This is a genomic window from Bradyrhizobium sp. USDA 4486 (assembly GCF_054057995.1).
Map to the genome: position 1 here is coordinate 2,709,728 of NZ_JBSRZV010000001.1, position 16,113 is coordinate 2,725,840.

14 protein-coding genes and 3 pseudogenes are annotated in these 16,113 nt (G+C 63.7%); 7 read left to right on the forward strand and 10 right to left on the reverse strand.

Annotated features, from left to right (window positions below):
• Position 1 precedes the first annotated feature (1 nt).
• The 9 genes from ACVWY3_RS13390 to ACVWY3_RS13430 form a co-directional block, all read right to left on the reverse strand.
• Positions 2–706, reverse strand: a complete 705-nt coding sequence (locus tag ACVWY3_RS13390) for a glutathione S-transferase family protein (RefSeq protein WP_456838867.1) — start codon at positions 704–706, stop codon at positions 2–4.
• Positions 707–785: 79 nt separating this feature from the next.
• Complete coding sequence (locus ACVWY3_RS13395; RefSeq protein ID WP_456838868.1) at positions 786–929, reverse strand: hypothetical protein; 144 nt, start codon at positions 927–929, stop codon at positions 786–788.
• Between the two features lie 118 nt (positions 930–1,047).
• The gene (locus tag ACVWY3_RS13400; protein WP_456838869.1) at positions 1,048–1,713 is read right to left on the reverse strand and encodes a DUF429 domain-containing protein; all 666 of its coding nucleotides are present in this window, start codon (positions 1,711–1,713) and stop codon (positions 1,048–1,050) included.
• Between the two features lie 13 nt (positions 1,714–1,726).
• Positions 1,727–2,911 (reverse strand): serine hydrolase domain-containing protein, encoded by a 1,185-nt coding sequence (locus tag ACVWY3_RS13405; RefSeq protein WP_456838870.1) that lies wholly within the window; start codon positions 2,909–2,911, stop codon positions 1,727–1,729.
• Between the two features lie 69 nt (positions 2,912–2,980).
• Positions 2,981–3,673, reverse strand: a complete 693-nt coding sequence (locus ACVWY3_RS13410; protein ID WP_456838871.1) for a GNAT family N-acetyltransferase — start codon at positions 3,671–3,673, stop codon at positions 2,981–2,983.
• A gap of 4 nt (positions 3,674–3,677) precedes the next feature.
• Entirely contained in the window at positions 3,678–4,025 is a 348-nt protein-coding gene (locus tag ACVWY3_RS13415; protein ID WP_456838872.1) for a Lin0512 family protein, read from the reverse strand.
• A gap of 261 nt (positions 4,026–4,286) precedes the next feature.
• Positions 4,287–5,951, reverse strand: a complete 1,665-nt coding sequence (locus ACVWY3_RS13420) for an acetolactate synthase large subunit (RefSeq protein WP_456843358.1) — start codon at positions 5,949–5,951, stop codon at positions 4,287–4,289.
• A 558-nt stretch (positions 5,952–6,509) separates the two neighbouring features.
• Positions 6,510–7,610, reverse strand: coding sequence for an IS4 family transposase (locus ACVWY3_RS13425; RefSeq protein WP_456836948.1), 1,101 nt, complete (start codon positions 7,608–7,610; stop codon positions 6,510–6,512).
• Positions 7,611–8,289: 679 nt separating this feature from the next.
• The gene (locus ACVWY3_RS13430) at positions 8,290–9,183 is read right to left on the reverse strand and encodes a LysR family transcriptional regulator (protein WP_456838873.1); all 894 of its coding nucleotides are present in this window, start codon (positions 9,181–9,183) and stop codon (positions 8,290–8,292) included.
• 103 nt (positions 9,184–9,286) lie between these two features.
• Here ACVWY3_RS13430 and ACVWY3_RS13435 point away from each other — a divergent pair, with 103 nt between their 5' ends.
• The 5 genes and pseudogenes from ACVWY3_RS13435 to ACVWY3_RS13455 all read left to right on the forward strand — a co-directional run bounded on the left by ACVWY3_RS13435 (position 9,287) and on the right by ACVWY3_RS13455 (position 12,044).
• A complete protein-coding gene (locus tag ACVWY3_RS13435) occupies positions 9,287–10,027 on the forward strand; it encodes an SDR family oxidoreductase (protein WP_456838874.1) in 741 nt (246 codons plus the stop codon).
• 49 nt (positions 10,028–10,076) lie between these two features.
• Positions 10,077–10,473 (forward strand): annotated as a pseudogene (locus tag ACVWY3_RS13440) (beta-eliminating lyase-related protein).
• A gap of 138 nt (positions 10,474–10,611) precedes the next feature.
• Positions 10,612–11,484 carry a bifunctional helix-turn-helix transcriptional regulator/GNAT family N-acetyltransferase gene (locus ACVWY3_RS13445; RefSeq protein WP_456838875.1) on the forward strand — a complete coding sequence of 291 codons (873 nt, stop codon included), beginning with the start codon at positions 10,612–10,614 and terminating at the stop codon, positions 11,482–11,484.
• A 5-nt stretch (positions 11,485–11,489) separates the two neighbouring features.
• Positions 11,490–11,641: pseudogene (locus tag ACVWY3_RS13450) on the forward strand (LysR family transcriptional regulator); the annotation flags it as partial.
• A 16-nt stretch (positions 11,642–11,657) separates the two neighbouring features.
• Positions 11,658–12,044 (forward strand): ester cyclase, encoded by a 387-nt coding sequence (locus tag ACVWY3_RS13455; protein ID WP_456838876.1) that lies wholly within the window; start codon positions 11,658–11,660, stop codon positions 12,042–12,044.
• A gap of 22 nt (positions 12,045–12,066) precedes the next feature.
• On the opposite strand, the gene ACVWY3_RS13460 is transcribed toward ACVWY3_RS13455, so the two are convergent.
• Positions 12,067–13,287 carry an MFS transporter gene (locus ACVWY3_RS13460; protein ID WP_456838877.1) on the reverse strand — a complete coding sequence of 407 codons (1,221 nt, stop codon included), beginning with the start codon at positions 13,285–13,287 and terminating at the stop codon, positions 12,067–12,069.
• 376 nt (positions 13,288–13,663) lie between these two features.
• Between ACVWY3_RS13460 and ACVWY3_RS13465 the strand changes: the two are divergent.
• Positions 13,664–14,121 (forward strand): annotated as a pseudogene (locus ACVWY3_RS13465) (cupin domain-containing protein).
• A 306-nt stretch (positions 14,122–14,427) separates the two neighbouring features.
• Positions 14,428–15,417 carry an ABC transporter substrate-binding protein gene (locus ACVWY3_RS13470; RefSeq protein ID WP_456838878.1) on the forward strand — a complete coding sequence of 330 codons (990 nt, stop codon included), beginning with the start codon at positions 14,428–14,430 and terminating at the stop codon, positions 15,415–15,417.
• Positions 15,418–16,113: the final 696 nt, after the last annotated feature.

The window sequence follows — 16,113 nt, forward strand, 5'->3', positions numbered from 1 at the left end:
CTCAGGGCCGCTTCGGAATGTTCAGCCCGCGCTGCACGGCGGGGCGCGCCAGCCCGCGTTCGAGCCAGGCGCCGACCGATTTGAACCGGCTGAATTCGACGAGATCGCCGGCACCGTAGAAGCCGATGAGATTGCGCACCCAGCCGAGCATGGAGATGTCCGCGATGGTGTAGTCGTCATCCATGAACCAGTGCCGGCCGGCGAGATGCGTCTCCATCACCCCGAGCAAACGCTTGGCCTCGCTGACGTAACGATCGCGGGGCCGTTTGTCCTCGAAATCCTTGCCGGCGAATTTGTGGAAGAAGCCGACCTGGCCGAACATCGGGCCGATGCCGCCCATCTGGAAATGCAGCCACTGGATGGTCTGGTAGCGGCGCGCTGCGTCCTCCGGCAGCAGCTTGCCGGTCTTCTCCGCGAGATATTGCAGGATGGCGCCGGACTCGAACAGCGGCAGCGGCCTGCCGCCAGGACCGTTGGGATCGAGGATCGCCGGGATCTTGCCGTTCGGATTGAGCGAGAGAAACTCCGCCGTGTTTTGGTCGTCCTTGCCGAAGTCGACGAGATGCACCTCGTATGGCAATCCGATCTCCTCCAGCATGATCGAGACCTTGACGCCGTTCGGCGTCGGCAGCGAATAGAGCTGGAGCAGCTCGGGATGCTCGGCCGGCCAGCGCTTGGTGATGGGAAAGGCGGACAGATCGGACATCGGAACCCCGGCTGCGTTCGTGAGATTCCGCCTAATCTAGGCGAGACGGCGAACGGCGCAAGGCGGGTAGCTGGCCGGATCACAATGGCCGCAATAAATGGCTGGTTGCGTAAACCACGTCGTGCTGTGCGCGCTGCTCGATGAAGAGCTGCCCGGTCACGAGGAGCGCTCCTATGAAAACGAGCGCGAGCATCGCGGTCGCGAATTGACTGGCATCATTCATCGCGAGGAATTCTCCGTAATCGTTTCGCACGGAGAACGCGGTCCGCCCACAGGCAGTTCCTTTATGCATCAAAAAACTTGCCGCTTTTTCCCGATTTATGGCCGTGCCGCGAGCTGCCTCAATAGTTGATCTCCATCCGCAGCCCGCGCGGATCGACCTCCTCCCCGGCCACACGTTGCGTGCTGTCGCGTGCAGCCACCGCACAGGCGCAGGCATCGATCAGATCGTCGCAGCTGATGCCGGTGCCGTGCCGCTGCGTCAGCCATTTCGGCAGGCGGATGAAGCCGCGTTGCGCGAGCAGCGCAATGCGTTGCTCGCGGCCCTCCGCCGACGTCTTCGTCGCAAGCCGCACGCCGCCGGCCAGATTCCAGAAAATCAATTCCGGATGCGATTCGCCGATCGTCGCCTGCCGCGCCGGCGTCATGATCGCATCGACGTCCCTGATCTTGTCCCTGATATTCCAGAGCTGCGCCGAGACGCCCCTGCCCTTGCCTTCATGCTTCCAATAGTGCCGATTGGCTGCCGCCATATCGGGAAAGGTCCAGAGGTTGCGGCGCGCGCCGAGAAACACGGCGGGGCCAACCAGCTCGCGTGCGCGCAAATCGCAGGTACGATAGCCGCTCGGATTCAATCCGATCGGCATGTCGATCATCGCGCGCACATGCGGCATCGCGAGCAGCCGCGTCAGCCCCGGCGAGTAATCGAAGCCCTGATCGCCGCACTCGTCGATCCAGGCTGCGACCCAGCCGAAGCGAAATCCGTCAAGGCCGAGATAGTTGGGCACGTCAATCCGCGGGTCAGCCTCCGGCGGCCTGATAGGCCAGGCGCTTGAACTCGAAGAAGAACGGATTCCAGAAGCCCATATAGCGCTGGGCCATCAGCACGCCGGCGGTGTTGGCCTCAGGGCAAATCCACCAATGGGTGCCGGCAAGGCCGCCCCACTGGAATTCGCCAACTGAATTCGGCGGATCAAAACGCGTCGGCGCGAAAGTGACGGCGCCGCCGAGGCCAAAGCCCTTGCCGGGCATTGGCCCGAGATTGGCAAAGCGGATGGTCTGCCCCGCAGGCAGCTGGTTCGTCATCATCTGCCGCAGCGTGTCGGGCTTGAGCAGCGCATCCGGGCCCGGCAGCAGCGCGCGGACCAGCGCGAGCATATCTGGCAAGGTCGAGACCAGACCGCCGCCGCCCGACAGGCGAGGGAACGGCCGCCGATAGGCCTGCAGGTAAGGCAGATTGTCGGCGCGCGTCAGGCCCGGTTTCATGGGATCGAGTACGTCCGCACCATTGTAGAGCGCGACCAGCCTGCCCTGCTGCGCCTCGGGGACGTAGAAGCCGGTATCGGTCATGCCGAGGGGATCGAAGATGCGCGCCTTGAGGAAGGCATCAAGGGTTTTGCCCGAGACGACCTCGACGACGCGGCCGAGCACGTCGGTCGAGACCGAATATTCCCAGCCAGTGCCGGGATGATAGGACAGCGGCAGATCGGCGAGCTTGTCGATCATGTCGGCGAGCGGCGTCAGCGGATCGAGCACGCGCGCCTCGTTATAGCCCTTGAACAGCACCGTGCCGGGATCGAAGATCCCGTAGCTGAGACCGGAGGTGTGCGTCAGGAGCTGGCGGATCGTGATCGGGCCGTTCGCCGGCTCGACATCGGCGAGGCTCGCGGCGCCGTGCTTCAGGACCTTGCGATTGCCGAGCTGCGGCAGGAATTTTTCGATGGGGTCATCGAGCCCGATACGGCCTTCCTCGACCAGCAGCATGACCGCGCAGGTGACGAAGATCTTGGTGTTGGAAAACGCGCGGAAGATGTGGTCGGGACGCAACACAGTGTTCGCCTCGCGATCGGCGAAGCCGACGCATTGCTGGTCGACGACCTCCCGGCCTCGCAGCACCGCCCAGGACACGCCGGGAATGATTTCCTGATCGACGTAGCGCTGCATCGCCGTCCGCGCGGCGGAAAAATCGGCTGTCCTGGCGTCCATGTGTTTCCCCCAAAAGTGGTCGAGGTGGATATAGCGCGAATTCGTGGGATATGAAGCCCCTCGCGCAGCTCACCCCTGTTTCATCAGCGCGGTGACATGCAGGCGGCGGCGGATCCGCATGCCCTGCCGCTGGTACAGCGCAATGGCCGAGGTGTTGTTCGAAAACACGTGCAGGAACGGAATCTCGCCGCGCGCCTCGATCCGGCGCGCGACCGCCGCGAGCAGCGCCTGCGCGTAGCCGCGGCCGCGATAGTCGGGATGCACGCAGACGGCGGTCATCTCCACGAACTTTCCAGGCTTCATCCGCTCACCGGTCATCGCGACCAGCTCGCCGCCCGAACGGATGCCGAGAAACGTGCCGAGCTGGTGCGTCCGCGCGGCGAACGGCCCGGGCTTGGTCAGCTCCGTCAGTGCCATCATGGCGGGAACGTCCGCTGCCCCTAGCGTGACGATCTCGGCATCGCGCAGCGAGCTGTCGGCGGGCGAGCCGATCATCTGCTCGCCGGTCTCGGCGAGCACGACCTTGAAGCCGGCGGGCACGTCGACCGGCTCGGGCGTGAACAGCGCGGCGACCTGCGAGCCCAACATCAAATCACCGAGTGCGGCAAAGCTTGCCGCTGACATATCGACCATGTCGGCAAATGGCGTCATGTCCTGGGGATAGCGCAGCGCGCGCGGACCGCCCTCCGCCAGATGCTTCTGGCTCGTCGTCAGTGCGCTCCAGATCGGCCGATCCAGCAGGGCCTCATCGCTGTCGGGCACCGCTCTAGTCCTTGTCGAAGCTGACGATGACGGCGGCGTTGGCGATTAGGATGGGATCGTTGGCCACTTCCGTTGCCGAGGGAATCTCCAGCCCGCCCTTGACCGCGGTGACGGTCACCCTGCCGTAAGGAAGCTCCTTCGCAACGGCTTCCTTGTCGACCGCCTCGGGGTTGGGTACCCCGATCGTGACGTCCACGAACATGTCGTTGGCGGTCTTGCCGATCATCCGGAAGAAGCCCAGGCTCGAATGCCTGATGGCATCGGACACCGCCCGCTTCGCCGCCTTGGTGGCGTCCCTGCCGTGAACGTCGACGCCCATGCCCATCTCGGTAACGCAGCGAACGCGAGTCATTTCATAGTCCTGTGGTTGGTGAAGTGATTGTTACGAATGTCGGCGATCGGTGGTCGCAATACAACTGCGAGCGCATCCCAGGTGTCCCGGACGCGCTGCAACGCCCATAGCGCGTCGAAGACGCGCGTGGACGCGCTTGTGGCGTTGCTGCGCAGAGCCGGGACCCAGGAGGCCACAAAATGCGCTGATGCATGGGCCCCGGCTCTGCAGCGCACCGCTGAAGGAGCGCTGCGCTGCGTCCGGGGCACGAGATTGTGATTTTCAAGCCTTCGCCTTTTCGTGCCCCCGCAGCTCATCGACGAGCACGCGCACGTTCTCGGAATAGTCGATCGGGATCGAGACCAGGTGCACGCCGCCTTCTTTGAACGCCGCCTCGAGCGTTGGACCAAAGCTGTCGATGCTTGCGATTCGGTGGCCCTTGGCCCCGTACGATTTTGCGTACAGCGTAAAGTCGGGATTGCCGAAGGTCATGCCGTAATCGGCGAAATGGTCGACGGCCTGCTTCCAGCGGATCATGCCGTAGGCGTTGTCCTCCAGCACCAGTACGACCAGATTGAGCTTGAGGCGGACGGCCGTCTCCATCTCCTGGCTGTTCATCATGAAGCCGCCGTCACCGGCGACCGCGAGCACGCGGCGGTCGGGATAGAGCATCGCCGCCATCATCGCCGACGGCAGGCCAGCGCCCATCGTCGCCAGCGCGTTGTCGAGCAGCAGCGTGTTGGCGACGCGGGTGCGGTAGTTGCGCGCGAACCAGATCTTGTACATGCCGTTGTCGAGCGCGACGATGCCGTTCTCGGGGATCACCTGGCGGATGTCGTGCACGATGCGCTGCGGCGTCGGCGGCCAGCGCGCCTCGGTGGCGCGGTCGGCGATGTGATTGAGAATCTCTTCGCGGAGCGGCAACAGCGCTGCGGCTTGCGGCAGCTTGCCTTCGAGCCGATCGGCGAGCAGTTCCAGGCTCGGGCCGACATCGCCGACGACCTCGGCATCGGGGAAATAGACCAGCTCGACGCTTGCCGGCGTGTAGCTGACGTGAATGACCTTCGGCCCGGACGGCCCCATGATGAAGGGCGGCTTCTCGACAGGGTCGTGGCCAATCGCGACGATCAGGTCGGCGGCGTCGATGGCATCGTGGACGTAATCGCGTTCGGAAAGCGCCGCGGTGCCCATATAAAGATTGGTGCCGCCAGGCACGGTGCCCTTCCCCATCTGCGTGGTGAAGAACGGAATGCCGGTCCGCCGCACGAAACTGGCGATGCCGTGGGTCGAGCGCGGCCGGCTGGTCGCCGCCCCCATCATCACCAGCGGACGCTTTGCCGCCAAGATCATCTCCGCGGCGCGGTCGAGCGCGGCGCGATGAGCGACCGGAATCTCGATCGGATGGACCGGGATTGCGGGGACGGCAGGCACTTCGTCGCCTGCGATGTCCTCGGGTAGTTCGAGATGCACCGGTCCGGGCCGCTCCTCCATCGCCACACGGAAGGCATCGCGCACCACGGTCGGGATCGAGGAGGCGCTGACGATCTGTCGCGACAGCTTTGTCAGCGGCTTCATGGTTGCCACCACGTCCACGATCTGGAAGCGCGCCTGCCGGCTGCTCATGATCGGCTTCTGGCCGGTGATCAGGATCATCGGCATCGCGCCGAGATGCGCGTAGGCCGCTCCCGTGGACAAATTGAGCGCGCCGGGGCCGAGAGTGGAAAGGCACACGCCAGGCTTGCCGGTCAGTCGCCCGTGCGTCGCAGCCATGAACGCCGCGGCCTGCTCGTGGCGGGTCAGGACCAGTTCGATTTTGGAGGTGCGCAGCGATTCGACGAGATCGAGGTTTTCCTCGCCGGGCACGCCAAAAATGCGGTCGACGCCTTCGTTCTCCAGCGCCGCGACAAACAGGTCCGAGCCCTTCACCTTGTGGTTCTGCCCGCTCATGTCGCCTCCCGCTGTCTTGCTGTTCGCTCCCGCACGAACCAGGAACTTGGCGCGCATGGTAACCTCATGGCGCTCAGGTACAACTCACAATGCGGCGGGCTTTTCAGGGTGCACGAATTTTCCGATGGGTCCGTTGCCCTCGTGTCCCGGACGCGCTTCAACGCTCTTGCGTTGCTGCGCGGAGCCGGGGCCCAGGAAGGCGCACGGTGCGCTGTAGCGTGGGCCCCGGCTCTGCAGCGCACCGCTGAAGGGCGCTGCGCTGCGTCCGGGCACGAACCCTCGCTCAATGACTGACATGCATAATTATCCTCGCGGCTTATCTCGCCCGAGCTCTGCTTGAACGCCTCGCCCTCAACTGAGAGAGGGCGCAGGGAAGACCGCATAGGCGTTAAGGTAGCGCAAGCATTGATTGATATTGACGTTTTCGGGGAGGCTCGCGCAGGTGCCGCGCAAGCGCTCGCTTACTGCGGCGCAAGCGGCGGATGGTTGGTTGTGGAATGATTGCTTGCAGCAAGGATGCAACGAGTTGTTGCAAGATACGCCAACCGCCAGGTGTCGTCAGGCGGCCTGCTTCCAGTGGGGAGAGTCCTCGAAGTCGCGGACAAGCGGCTCGAGCAGCAGGATAATCAAGAGGTGAGCCAGCAGGTAGGGCTTCGCCGAACGCTGATCAGTTCCAGGCGGTGTCTTGAGACCAATCAGGCTTTTCAGTCGCTTGAAGCCAAGTTCGATCCGCCATCGCAGTCGATAGAGTGCAAGCACATCCTTGGCGGAGAACTCGTCCCGTGCGAGCGACGTGACCAGAATGACCCAATCCGCGGCTTCCAGAGTCCCTTTGGAGATGATGCGGTTTTCGTCTCGTGCGTCTCGCCGAGCTTTACGACGCGAAGCCGCGGCCGCACCGGTGGGCTTCTTGACCGCAACCAGACGCATAGCCAGAGGCGCCCCGTCCTTGCGTTTGATCCAAATCCTCCGATCGATCAGTCCGCGTGCCTTTGCCGCACGCAATTGGGCCATCAGATCGAATGGAAGGCCTTGGGCATCAAGCCAGCGCGCGTTCTTCCAGCCTGCTCGGATCAGAACGTCGGCACCAGCCGCGCGGACAGCCGCGATGCGGTCAGGTTGCAGATAAGCGCGATCAGCAATGCGGATCTCGTTCTTGACTACTGGTATCCGGTCAAACGTTTCGCCCTCTTGCTGATCCGTTAGCTCGAAGTGACCAAAGCGCTCACTTGGCAGATCAAATGCACTATGAAGCCGCCAAAGCTCACTGCTCCTGCGGGCAGTCGGCCCGGCCTGAGGTACTGTCGTCGCATCGACGATGCGGATCAGGCGGCCTCGGCTCGCCTTCGGCGCTGCCGCATCGAGCAAGCTCTCCACCAGCACTGCAAACCAATCGCCACATTGACGCAGGCGATAGAACAACGCCACGCTGCTGAGGTCCGCAAGGCCAACAGAAGCCGCCCACGCAGCTGTCGATCTCAATCCTCTTTCCCCTAAACAATAGGCCAGCATCAGCCGAAGCAACGCCACCGCGTCTGGAATTTGGCGCCGCCGCGCGAAAGCCTTCGTCTGGCGCGCGCTTATCTCAAGCTGCTCAGCCCCACCCAGCTGCGCAACCACTCTCGTCCAGTCCTCATTTAGAAGCGATTCGTCTGCCATGCCCCTTGGAATCACGTGTGATTCCAACACTCAAGAATAAACTTAACGCCTATGGGGAAGACCGGGTGCCGGCCGGGCACCCACGGTCCACTGTGCGAAGATTGCGCTAAGAAGAGCTGCACAGCGGCATACAGGTGGAGCCAGACATCCGGCCTTCCCTGCGCAGTGGCTTGACGGCTTATGCCGAGCTCTCCCCGGGGAGCGATGCACTATTGCCCCCGTCGCCTTGCAGATAGCTGATGCGCGAACCCGGTCGGGCCGCCACATCACCACAAGACTTGGCGCACAGACCCCGGGCGCCAGGACGACACGGTTTTGCCGTACGCGAGATCACACCGGTCGTGTGCGCGATGGCCTTCGCTCACGGCTTCCCGCCCTGCGATGCCTGTCGCGCCGATGTGACTTGCGTCCACCGCAGCTCACCCCACGTGTCGTGACGATCGCGATACGCCCCTCTGACCGGGATGAGGTGGCGCATGGATACGCCAAATCAGAAATTCGGTAAAGTGGAATCTTTTCGCGAGGGGCGATTGACCGAGCCGTGGCGTGTCTTGCCCGTCGGGCAACGCAAGGTCTAGTAGCCCGAATGGAGCGCAGCGGAACCCGGGATTGCATCCACGCGGACAAAAAGGCCCGGATTGCGCTGCGCTCCATCCGGCCTACGAGGCGGGCAAGGCCCTCACAGCTTCGCCGCGGCAAAGATGCCCGCAATCCAGTCCAGAAACACGCGCAGGCGCAGCGCGAGCTGGCGGTTTTGCGGATAGAGCGCCGACAGCGGCGTCGGCGACGGCGGATAGTCGGCCAGCACCTCGACCAGCGCGCCGCTGGCGAGAGCGTCGGCGAAGCGATAACGCGGCGCCTGCGCAAGGCCGAAGCCGAGCCTTGCGAGATCGGCCATGGTGTCGGAATTGTTCACGCGCACCCGGCTCGGCAGCACGACATGTCGCAGCGCGCCGGCGACAGAAAATTCCAGCGGCAGCACGTCGCCGGTTCGTGACGAGACGAAGGCCACCATCTGATGCCCGTCGAGCGTATCCGGTGTCGCGGGCATGCCGTGCCGCGCAAGATAGGCCGGGCTCGCCACCGTGATCTCCGCGATCGTGCCGAGCCGGCGCTGGATCATGCCGCTGTCGCCGGGCTCACCCGACCTGATCACGCAGTCGACACCCTCGCGCACCAGATCGACCAGACGGTCGCCCTGCCCGATCTGCAATTCGAGCTGCGGATGGCGCGAAAGAAACTCCGGCAGATGCGGCAGGATGAAGGTGCGGGTCAGCAAGGGATGCGCGTCGATGCGGAGCAGGCCGCGAGGTTGCGCGTCGCGCATCGCGGCCTCCGCCTCCTCGACCTCGGCGAGGATGACGACGCAGCGGCGATAAAAGTCCTCGCCGTCGAGCGTCGGCGTGACGTGACGGGTCGTCCGCTCCAGCAGACGCGCGCCGAGGCGTGCCTCGAGCCCGCGCAGCACCTCGCTCGCCGTCGAGCGCGGAATGCCGAGGTCGGCAGCCGCGGCCGTAAAGCTCTGCCGCTCGACGAGGCGGACGAACAGGCGCATGGCGTCAAAGCGGTCCATGGCCGATTGTTCACCACAACCGACAAGTGATGGCAAGACCAAGGCGATTATCCGAGCATAGCGACCAGCTATTCTCGCTCCATCAACATTGAGGAGAGCCGCCATGACCAATCAACATCAGCGCGCCGCCATCGTCACCGGCGGCTCCCGCGGCATCGGCGCGGCGATCGCCCGCCGCCTGGCCCGTGACGGAATCGCGGTTGCGATCAACTATGCCAGCGGCAAAGCGGCTGCCGATGAACTCGTCGGCGAGATCGCGGCTGCCGGCGGGCGCGCCATCGCCGTGCAGGCTGACCTCGCCGATCCGGCGACCCCGGCGCGGCTGTTCGATGCGGCCGAGCAGGCGTTCGGCGGCGTCGACATCCTCGTCAACAACGCCGGCGTCATGGAGCTCGGCCGGCTCGCCGAGGTGACCGACGAAGCCTTCGCGCGGCAGACGTCGATCAACCTCGACAGCGTGTTCCGGTCGTTGCGCGAAGCAGCGCGGCGGCTGCGCGAGGGCGGCCGCATCGTCAGCTTCTCCTCCAGCGTCATCGGCCTTTATCAGCCCGGCTACGGGGTCTACGCCGCAACCAAGGCCGCGATCGAAGCCATGACGCACATCCTCGCCAAGGAGCTCGGCGACCGGCAGATCACCGTCAACGCGGTCGCGCCCGGCCCGGTCGAAACCCGGCTGTTTCTGCAGGGCAAGAGCGAGCAGCAGGTGCGCGCCATCGCCGCCATGAACCCGTTCGGCCGCCTCGGCCAGCCCGACGACATCGCAGGCATCGTCGCCTTCCTCGCCGGCCGCGACGGCGGCTGGGTCAACGGCCAAATCATCCGCGCCAATGGCGGCGTGGTCTGACGCATCACACGGAGAGACCCATCATGCCTTTCGCCAATATCAAGGCATGATGCGAATTCATGCGCTCGGGCGGGCGCACGGGATTCCCGTTCATCTCGATGGCGCCCGCCTTTTCAACGCCTCGATCGCGCTCGGCGTGCCGGCGGCGCAGATCGCCGCGCATGCCGACAGCGTCATGGTCTGCCAAGGGCCTGAGTGCGCCGGTCGGCAGCCTGCTCTGCGGAAGCGCAGCTTTCGTCGCGCGGGCCCGCACTTTGCGAAAAATCGTCGGCGGCACCATGCGGCAGTCCGGCATCGTTGCGGCCGCAGGCATCGTTGCGCTGGAGACGATGATTGCGCGTCTCTCCGAGGATCATGCGGCCGCGAAACGGCTCGCGACGTCGTTGAGCTGGCTCGACCCAGCCCTGGCCGATCCCGGCCAGTGCCATGACTCCGAAGAGCTTTGAGATCCGCTGCCTGCGTCTGCCCGCGACCACCAAAGTGGTGCTGTGGGAAGGCACCGTCGAGAAGAGCAAGCCCCTGCTGACGCTGACGAGGTACCCCCCGATTGACCCGAAAACGATATCTGACTACAGTCAGATATCATGCTCGATCCCATCTCCCGCGTCCGTCGCTTCAACCGTGCCGTCACCTCCGCCGTCGGTGCCCTCGACAATTCGTTCCTCGGCCGAGGCCGGGCGCTCGGGGCCGCACGCGTGCTCAACGCGATCGGGCACGGGCGTTCGGACGTCGCCGAGATCCGCGATTATCTCGGTCTCGATTCCGGGCTGATGAGCCGGCTGCTGCGCAGCCTCGAGGACGAAGGGCTTGTCGAGACCAATGCCCATGCGGACGATGCGCGCCGGCGCGTCGCCACGCTGACGCGCGCGGGCCGGCGCGAGTTCGCAGCGTATGAAGCGCTGTCCAACACCCAGGCCGAGGGCTTCCTCGCCCGCCATTCGCAACGCGAGGCGCTGCTGGCGGCGATGGACCTGATCGCTTCCGCCCTGACGCACGAGCGCGTCCGGCTGGATGAGATGGATCCGCAGAGCCAGGAGGCGCGCTACTGCCTCGGCGAGTACTATGCCGAGCTCGGCCGCCGTTTCAAACAAGGCTTTGACGTCTCGCTGTCGCGCGATCCCGATGCCAACGACATGCGCCGCCCGCGCGGCAGCTTCATCGTCGCGATGTCGGACGCGCTGCCGATCGGCTGCGTTGGCTTGAAGGGAACCGATCACGGCTACGCCGAGATCAAGCGGCTTTGGGTTGCCCCTGCTGCGCGCGGTTTGCGGCTCGGCCGGCGCCTGATGGACGCAGCCGAGGCCACAGCGCGCGAGCTCGGCATCGCGCTGCTGCGGCTCGACACCAACAGCGCGCTGCCCGAGGCCGGCCAGCTCTATCGCAGCACTGGCTGGCGCGAGATCCCGCGTTTCAACGACGATCCCTATCCGGACTTGTTCTTCGAGAAGCAGCTTTAGCGCCGAGCTTTCGCCCCGCGATCGCACGCGGCGAGCTGGTGCCGATCCTGGAGTACCATTGCCCGCTCTTCGCTGGCTCTTATCTCCATTATCCGAACCGCCGCAACGTGCGCCGAAACTGCGCGCGCTGATCGAGCAGCTGCGGCGGCGCGCGTGAACCGAAGGAATTTGCCATGACCGGAGCCGACCTCGCCGGCATCTATCGCGCCTACATCGCCTGCCTGAACCGTCAGGACTGGCCGGCGCTCGGGCAGTTCGTGCATGACGACGTCGCCCGCAACGCGCGGCCGCTCGGACTCTCCGGTTATCGCGCGATGCTGGAGCAGGATTTTCGCGACATTCCGGATCTGCGATTTGAGATCGAGATGCTAATCTGCGATCCGCCTCGCATCGCAGCCCGGCTGAAGTTCGATTGCGCGCCAGTCGGGACGTTCCTTGGGCTGGCCGTCAATGGCAGGCGCGTGTCCTTTTGCGAGAACGTGTTCTACGAATTTCGCGACGGAAAGATCCGGCAGGTGTGGTCGGTGATCGACAAGACCGCGATCGAGGCGCAGCTCTGACGCTGCGCCTCGACGGTCGCCATCACGCCGCCGCCGGCGCCGCCTCACCTTGCGGCCTGGCAAAGGGGCGGAACGTCATCGACATCAGGAATGCACCCAGACCCATCGCCCAGGAGGCGATGTAGAGCCAGGCGTAGCTGGAGAACGCGTCATAGATCAGACCGCCAGCGAGCGGGCCGGTCGCCATGCCGAGGCTGCCGGCCATCGCGGTGCCGCCGATCACGGTACCCATCATCCGCAGCGGAAAGTTTTCGCGGGCGAGCACGGCATAGAGCGGCATGGTGCCGGCATAGATGAAGCCGAACACGGCGCCGACCGCGTAGAACGTCGCGAGCTGATGGGCGAAGACATAAGCGAGCGCGCCGAACGCCTGGAGCAGCAGTCCCGAGACCAGCACGCGCTTGGCGCCGAAGCGGTCGCCCATCAGGCCGAAGGCGATGCGGCCGCCCATGCCGGCAAGCCCCTCGACGCTGTAGATCGTCACCGCCGCGATCAGCGGGATGCCGCAGCTCACCGCATAGGACACGGTGTGGATGATCGGGCCGGAATGAGTGGCGCAGCAGAAGAAGTTGGTCGCGAGCAGGATCAGGAATTGCGGCGAGCGCAGCGCCTCCGCCATCGACATCTCCGCCTGCGCGCTCTCCTCAGCCATCGGCGCGGCCACGGCTTGCGCGAGCGCGGGCGGGCGGCGCACCAGCAGCGAGGCCGGGATCATGATGGCGCCGACCACGAGCGCCACGATCTGCATGGAGGTGCGCCAGTCATGGCCGGAGACGAGCCAGGCCGCGAACGGCGACATCGTCATCGGCGCCATGCCCATGCCGGCCGACACCAGCGACACCGCGAGGCTGCGATGGGTGTCGAACCAGCCGGTGACGGTCGCCATCATCGGCGCGAAGATCGCGGCGCAGGAGGCGCCGACCAGAAGACCGAACACGAACTGGAACACGACGAGCGAGGTCGCGTGGCTCGCGGCGAACAGGCTCAGTGCCAGCACGGTCGATCCCGTCAGCACCACCGGACGCGGCCCGAACCGGTCCGTGGCCGTGCCCCAGGCCATGCTGGTGCAGGCCATCGCCAGGAAGCCGATCGTCATCGCGCTGGAGATGCCGGTCACCGACCAGCCGGTGTCCTTTGTGATCGGCTGCAGGAACACCGGCAGCGAGAACATGCCGCCGATCGCGACGCAGCCGAGCAAGCCGCCGGCGGCGACGATCACCCAGCGATAGGAGGAAGCGTTCATTTTGGTCTCCCGTCAGATCTGTCTCGCGTGGAAGACGAATGGGAACTGCGCGGGCCGACAGAGTATCGCGATTTTTTGCGGCGGGCCTCTGGCCGCGTGAATTTGGGCCCGCACATCAAAGAATATCGAAAACAACCCCATGCACAGTAGCCGGCAGCAGCGGGATCAATGGCTTGCGAGATTCATCGCTTTCGGAGCCCAAGAATTGCTATGAATCGCGATGCCAGCAACCGATTTGACACGTCGGGCAAAACACCGGCATGATGTCATCATCCCGCCAGCATAGTCGCATCACGGTTTGACGCCCGCCGATCGTGGCGGCTCGGTCGCCGATCCGTGCCCGTTTCGATGCACTGACTTTGAACGGACCCTTCGCATGCCAAAGATCGACCTCGCCACCGTCCCGGCCCGCAAGGGCTCGGGCTATCCAGCCCCCTTCGACGCGCCCAGTGCCGAGCGCATCCGCAAGCGGCTCGGCAATGCCGGCGGCCTTTCCGACTTCGGCGTCAACCTGATGCGCCTGCCGCCGGGCAACTGGTCGAGCCAGCGGCACTGGCATTCGCATGAGGACGAGTTCGTCTATGTGCTCGAAGGCGAAGTAGTGCTGATCGAGGACGAGGGCGAAACCGAGCTGCGCGCAGGCGACTGCGCCCCTTCCCGAAAGGCAGCGGCAACGGCCATCACATGATCAACCGCTCGGATGCGGTCGCCGTCTATCTCGAGGTCGGCTCCCGCGCGCCCGAGGACCTCACGACCTGCTCCGACATCGGCATGATGAGCGCGAACTCCGACGGCCGGTTCGTGCACAAGGACGGCACGCCCTATCCGGACTAAGCAAACGGCGGGAGTGAGCCAGACTGCCGAAGCGTTCCAATGATACCCTGCCCGACGCGGGTACAGCTTGCAGGCTACAACGCGAAGATTCAGAGCGGGCAAATCTAATCTGCTCCAGGACTTGTACTCACAAATCCGAGCGTCCGCTTCTGCGCCATGAGGAGACCAAGCTCCGCAAGTCCGGGATGCTTCATCGTAACCCGAAGCCGAACATCCACACATCGCTGCCGCTTCATTTGCCTCTCGCGGCTCTGCCACAAAGTGCTAATCTGTTCATCCCATGGGCGTGGTCCTTCGAGGGGACACATGCGACGGCGAGAATTCATCATTTGGATTGCTGGGCTCTCAGCTGTTTGGCCGCTGATCGCGCACGCGCAGCACAAAACAAAAACGGCGAAAATCGGCGTGCTTTGGCACGCGGGCAGCGCGGAAGAAGAAGAGGTCTATTTGGGTATCCTGACCAAGGCCCTCGGTGATCTTGGTTATGTTGAAGGCAAGAACGTTGTGTTCTCACATCGATTTCCCGCCGAACAGCCGGATCGGTATCGGAGCCTCGCTAAAGAGCTGGTCGAGAGCAATCTTGACGTGATCGTTGCCATAACTGAACCGGGAGCCGTTGCGCTCAAGCAGATCACAAGCACAAGCCCAATCGTATTCGGTGTGGTGGCGGACCCAGTCGGTTCTGGTCTTGTCGCTAGTCTGGCGCACCCTGGCGGAAATTTAACCGGCCTGTCGTTTATGGCTATCGATCTTACCGGCAAGCGTCTGAGCCTGTTGAAGGAAGCAATCCCGAGTTTGAGTCGAGTGGCACTTCTCCAAGACCGCTCGTTGGGTTCCGTCGCGTCAACGACGAACCTCGAACTCTACTCGAAAGCCGCGAAGGCGATGGGGCTTATTCTGGATCGGGTTGAAGTCCCAACACCCGACGCAATCGACGGGGCATTCTCAGTGGCAGCTGAACAAGGTTGCCAAGCTGCGATTTTAGTCGGCGCAATGCTGGCAAACGAAGGAGTGCGAGTTGGAGCATCAGCGTTGACGCATCGAGTACCGACTCTATCTATCTGGTCCGAAAAGGTGCGCTTCGGTCTGCTAATGTCGTATGGACAAGACGTTGGTGAGACTTTTCGCAAGCTGGCCGGTTATGTCGATAGAATCTTGAGGGGCGCAAAGCCCGCGGACCTTCCTGTCGAACAACCCACTCGCTTGAAGCTGGTAATCAACCTCAAGGCTGCAATGGTGCTTGGCGTGAGCATACCACCGACATTGCTTGCGAGCGCCGATGAGGTGATTGAGTAGGCCTTTGGGACTACGGCGTTCGGTCGAAAGGCCCACGACTTTGCGGCCTTGTGTTGTAGCAATCCAGAGGATTGAAGTCGGCTTTGACGCTCTTTGCCGACGCTTTCTCTTTCCCCGGAATGTCGGCTCTCAGCGTCCAATTTGGCTTCTCGACCCTATCGAGATTTGAGTGCTGTTCAGGTCATTGCATCTGACGCATTTGGCCAACCTGGCAAAATCTTTCTTGAATAATCCCGCCGAACACGCGTGCAGAGATGTAAGCTACCTCACAAGGCAGGTCTGCTCGCTTTGCTAGTTTGTATTTTATCGCGGTGGCTCGCACGGATCGTGCAGCTGCGATATCCGCCGCACTCATGACTTTCGTCAGTGACGAGTTCGGGGAATCTTCGCTTAAGAGCCCGACCGCGCCGGGTATCGTACGCAAACAGGTCCACCTGCGAGATCACAGCGATCAAGTGGCCAGTGCGCGAATTGACGTTTTCCACGACCGGTTCTCAACAATTGTGGGGAAGGATATGGGCACGAAGATCGGAGAATTGATGGTTAGGCAGCTTCGCGGTTTGGAAGAATCGGCTGGGCCTCAGCCGTAAACAGTCGAGCATGTCTCGGATCTGGAGAGCTTTTCTCCGACACCGATAGAACATGCTCCTCCCATACCGGCCAACCACCCGGTGTCGCCAAGGAGGATGGGGATCA

Excerpts from the sequence above, each read along its gene's own strand:
- ACVWY3_RS13390 (WP_456838867.1), bottom strand. The coding sequence starts at position 706 with ATGTCCGATCTGTCCGCCTTTCCCATCACCAAGCGCTGGCCGGCCGAG.
- ACVWY3_RS13395 (WP_456838868.1), bottom strand. The coding sequence starts at position 929 with ATGAATGATGCCAGTCAATTCGCGACCGCGATGCTCGCGCTCGTTTTC.
- ACVWY3_RS13405 (WP_456838870.1), bottom strand. The coding sequence starts at position 2,911 with ATGGACGCCAGGACAGCCGATTTTTCCGCCGCGCGGACGGCGATGCAG.
- ACVWY3_RS13415 (WP_456838872.1), bottom strand. The coding sequence starts at position 4,025 with ATGACTCGCGTTCGCTGCGTTACCGAGATGGGCATGGGCGTCGACGTT.
- ACVWY3_RS13420 (WP_456843358.1), bottom strand. The coding sequence starts at position 5,951 with ATGAGCGGGCAGAACCACAAGGTGAAGGGCTCGGACCTGTTTGTCGCG.
- ACVWY3_RS13425 (WP_456836948.1), bottom strand. The coding sequence starts at position 7,610 with ATGGCAGACGAATCGCTTCTAAATGAGGACTGGACGAGAGTGGTTGCG.
- ACVWY3_RS13430 (WP_456838873.1), bottom strand. The coding sequence starts at position 9,183 with ATGGACCGCTTTGACGCCATGCGCCTGTTCGTCCGCCTCGTCGAGCGG.
- ACVWY3_RS13435 (WP_456838874.1), top strand. The coding sequence starts at position 9,287 with ATGACCAATCAACATCAGCGCGCCGCCATCGTCACCGGCGGCTCCCGC.
- ACVWY3_RS13445 (WP_456838875.1), top strand. The coding sequence starts at position 10,612 with ATGCTCGATCCCATCTCCCGCGTCCGTCGCTTCAACCGTGCCGTCACC.
- ACVWY3_RS13455 (WP_456838876.1), top strand. The coding sequence starts at position 11,658 with ATGACCGGAGCCGACCTCGCCGGCATCTATCGCGCCTACATCGCCTGC.
- ACVWY3_RS13460 (WP_456838877.1), bottom strand. The coding sequence starts at position 13,287 with ATGAACGCTTCCTCCTATCGCTGGGTGATCGTCGCCGCCGGCGGCTTG.
- ACVWY3_RS13470 (WP_456838878.1), top strand. The coding sequence starts at position 14,428 with ATGCGACGGCGAGAATTCATCATTTGGATTGCTGGGCTCTCAGCTGTT.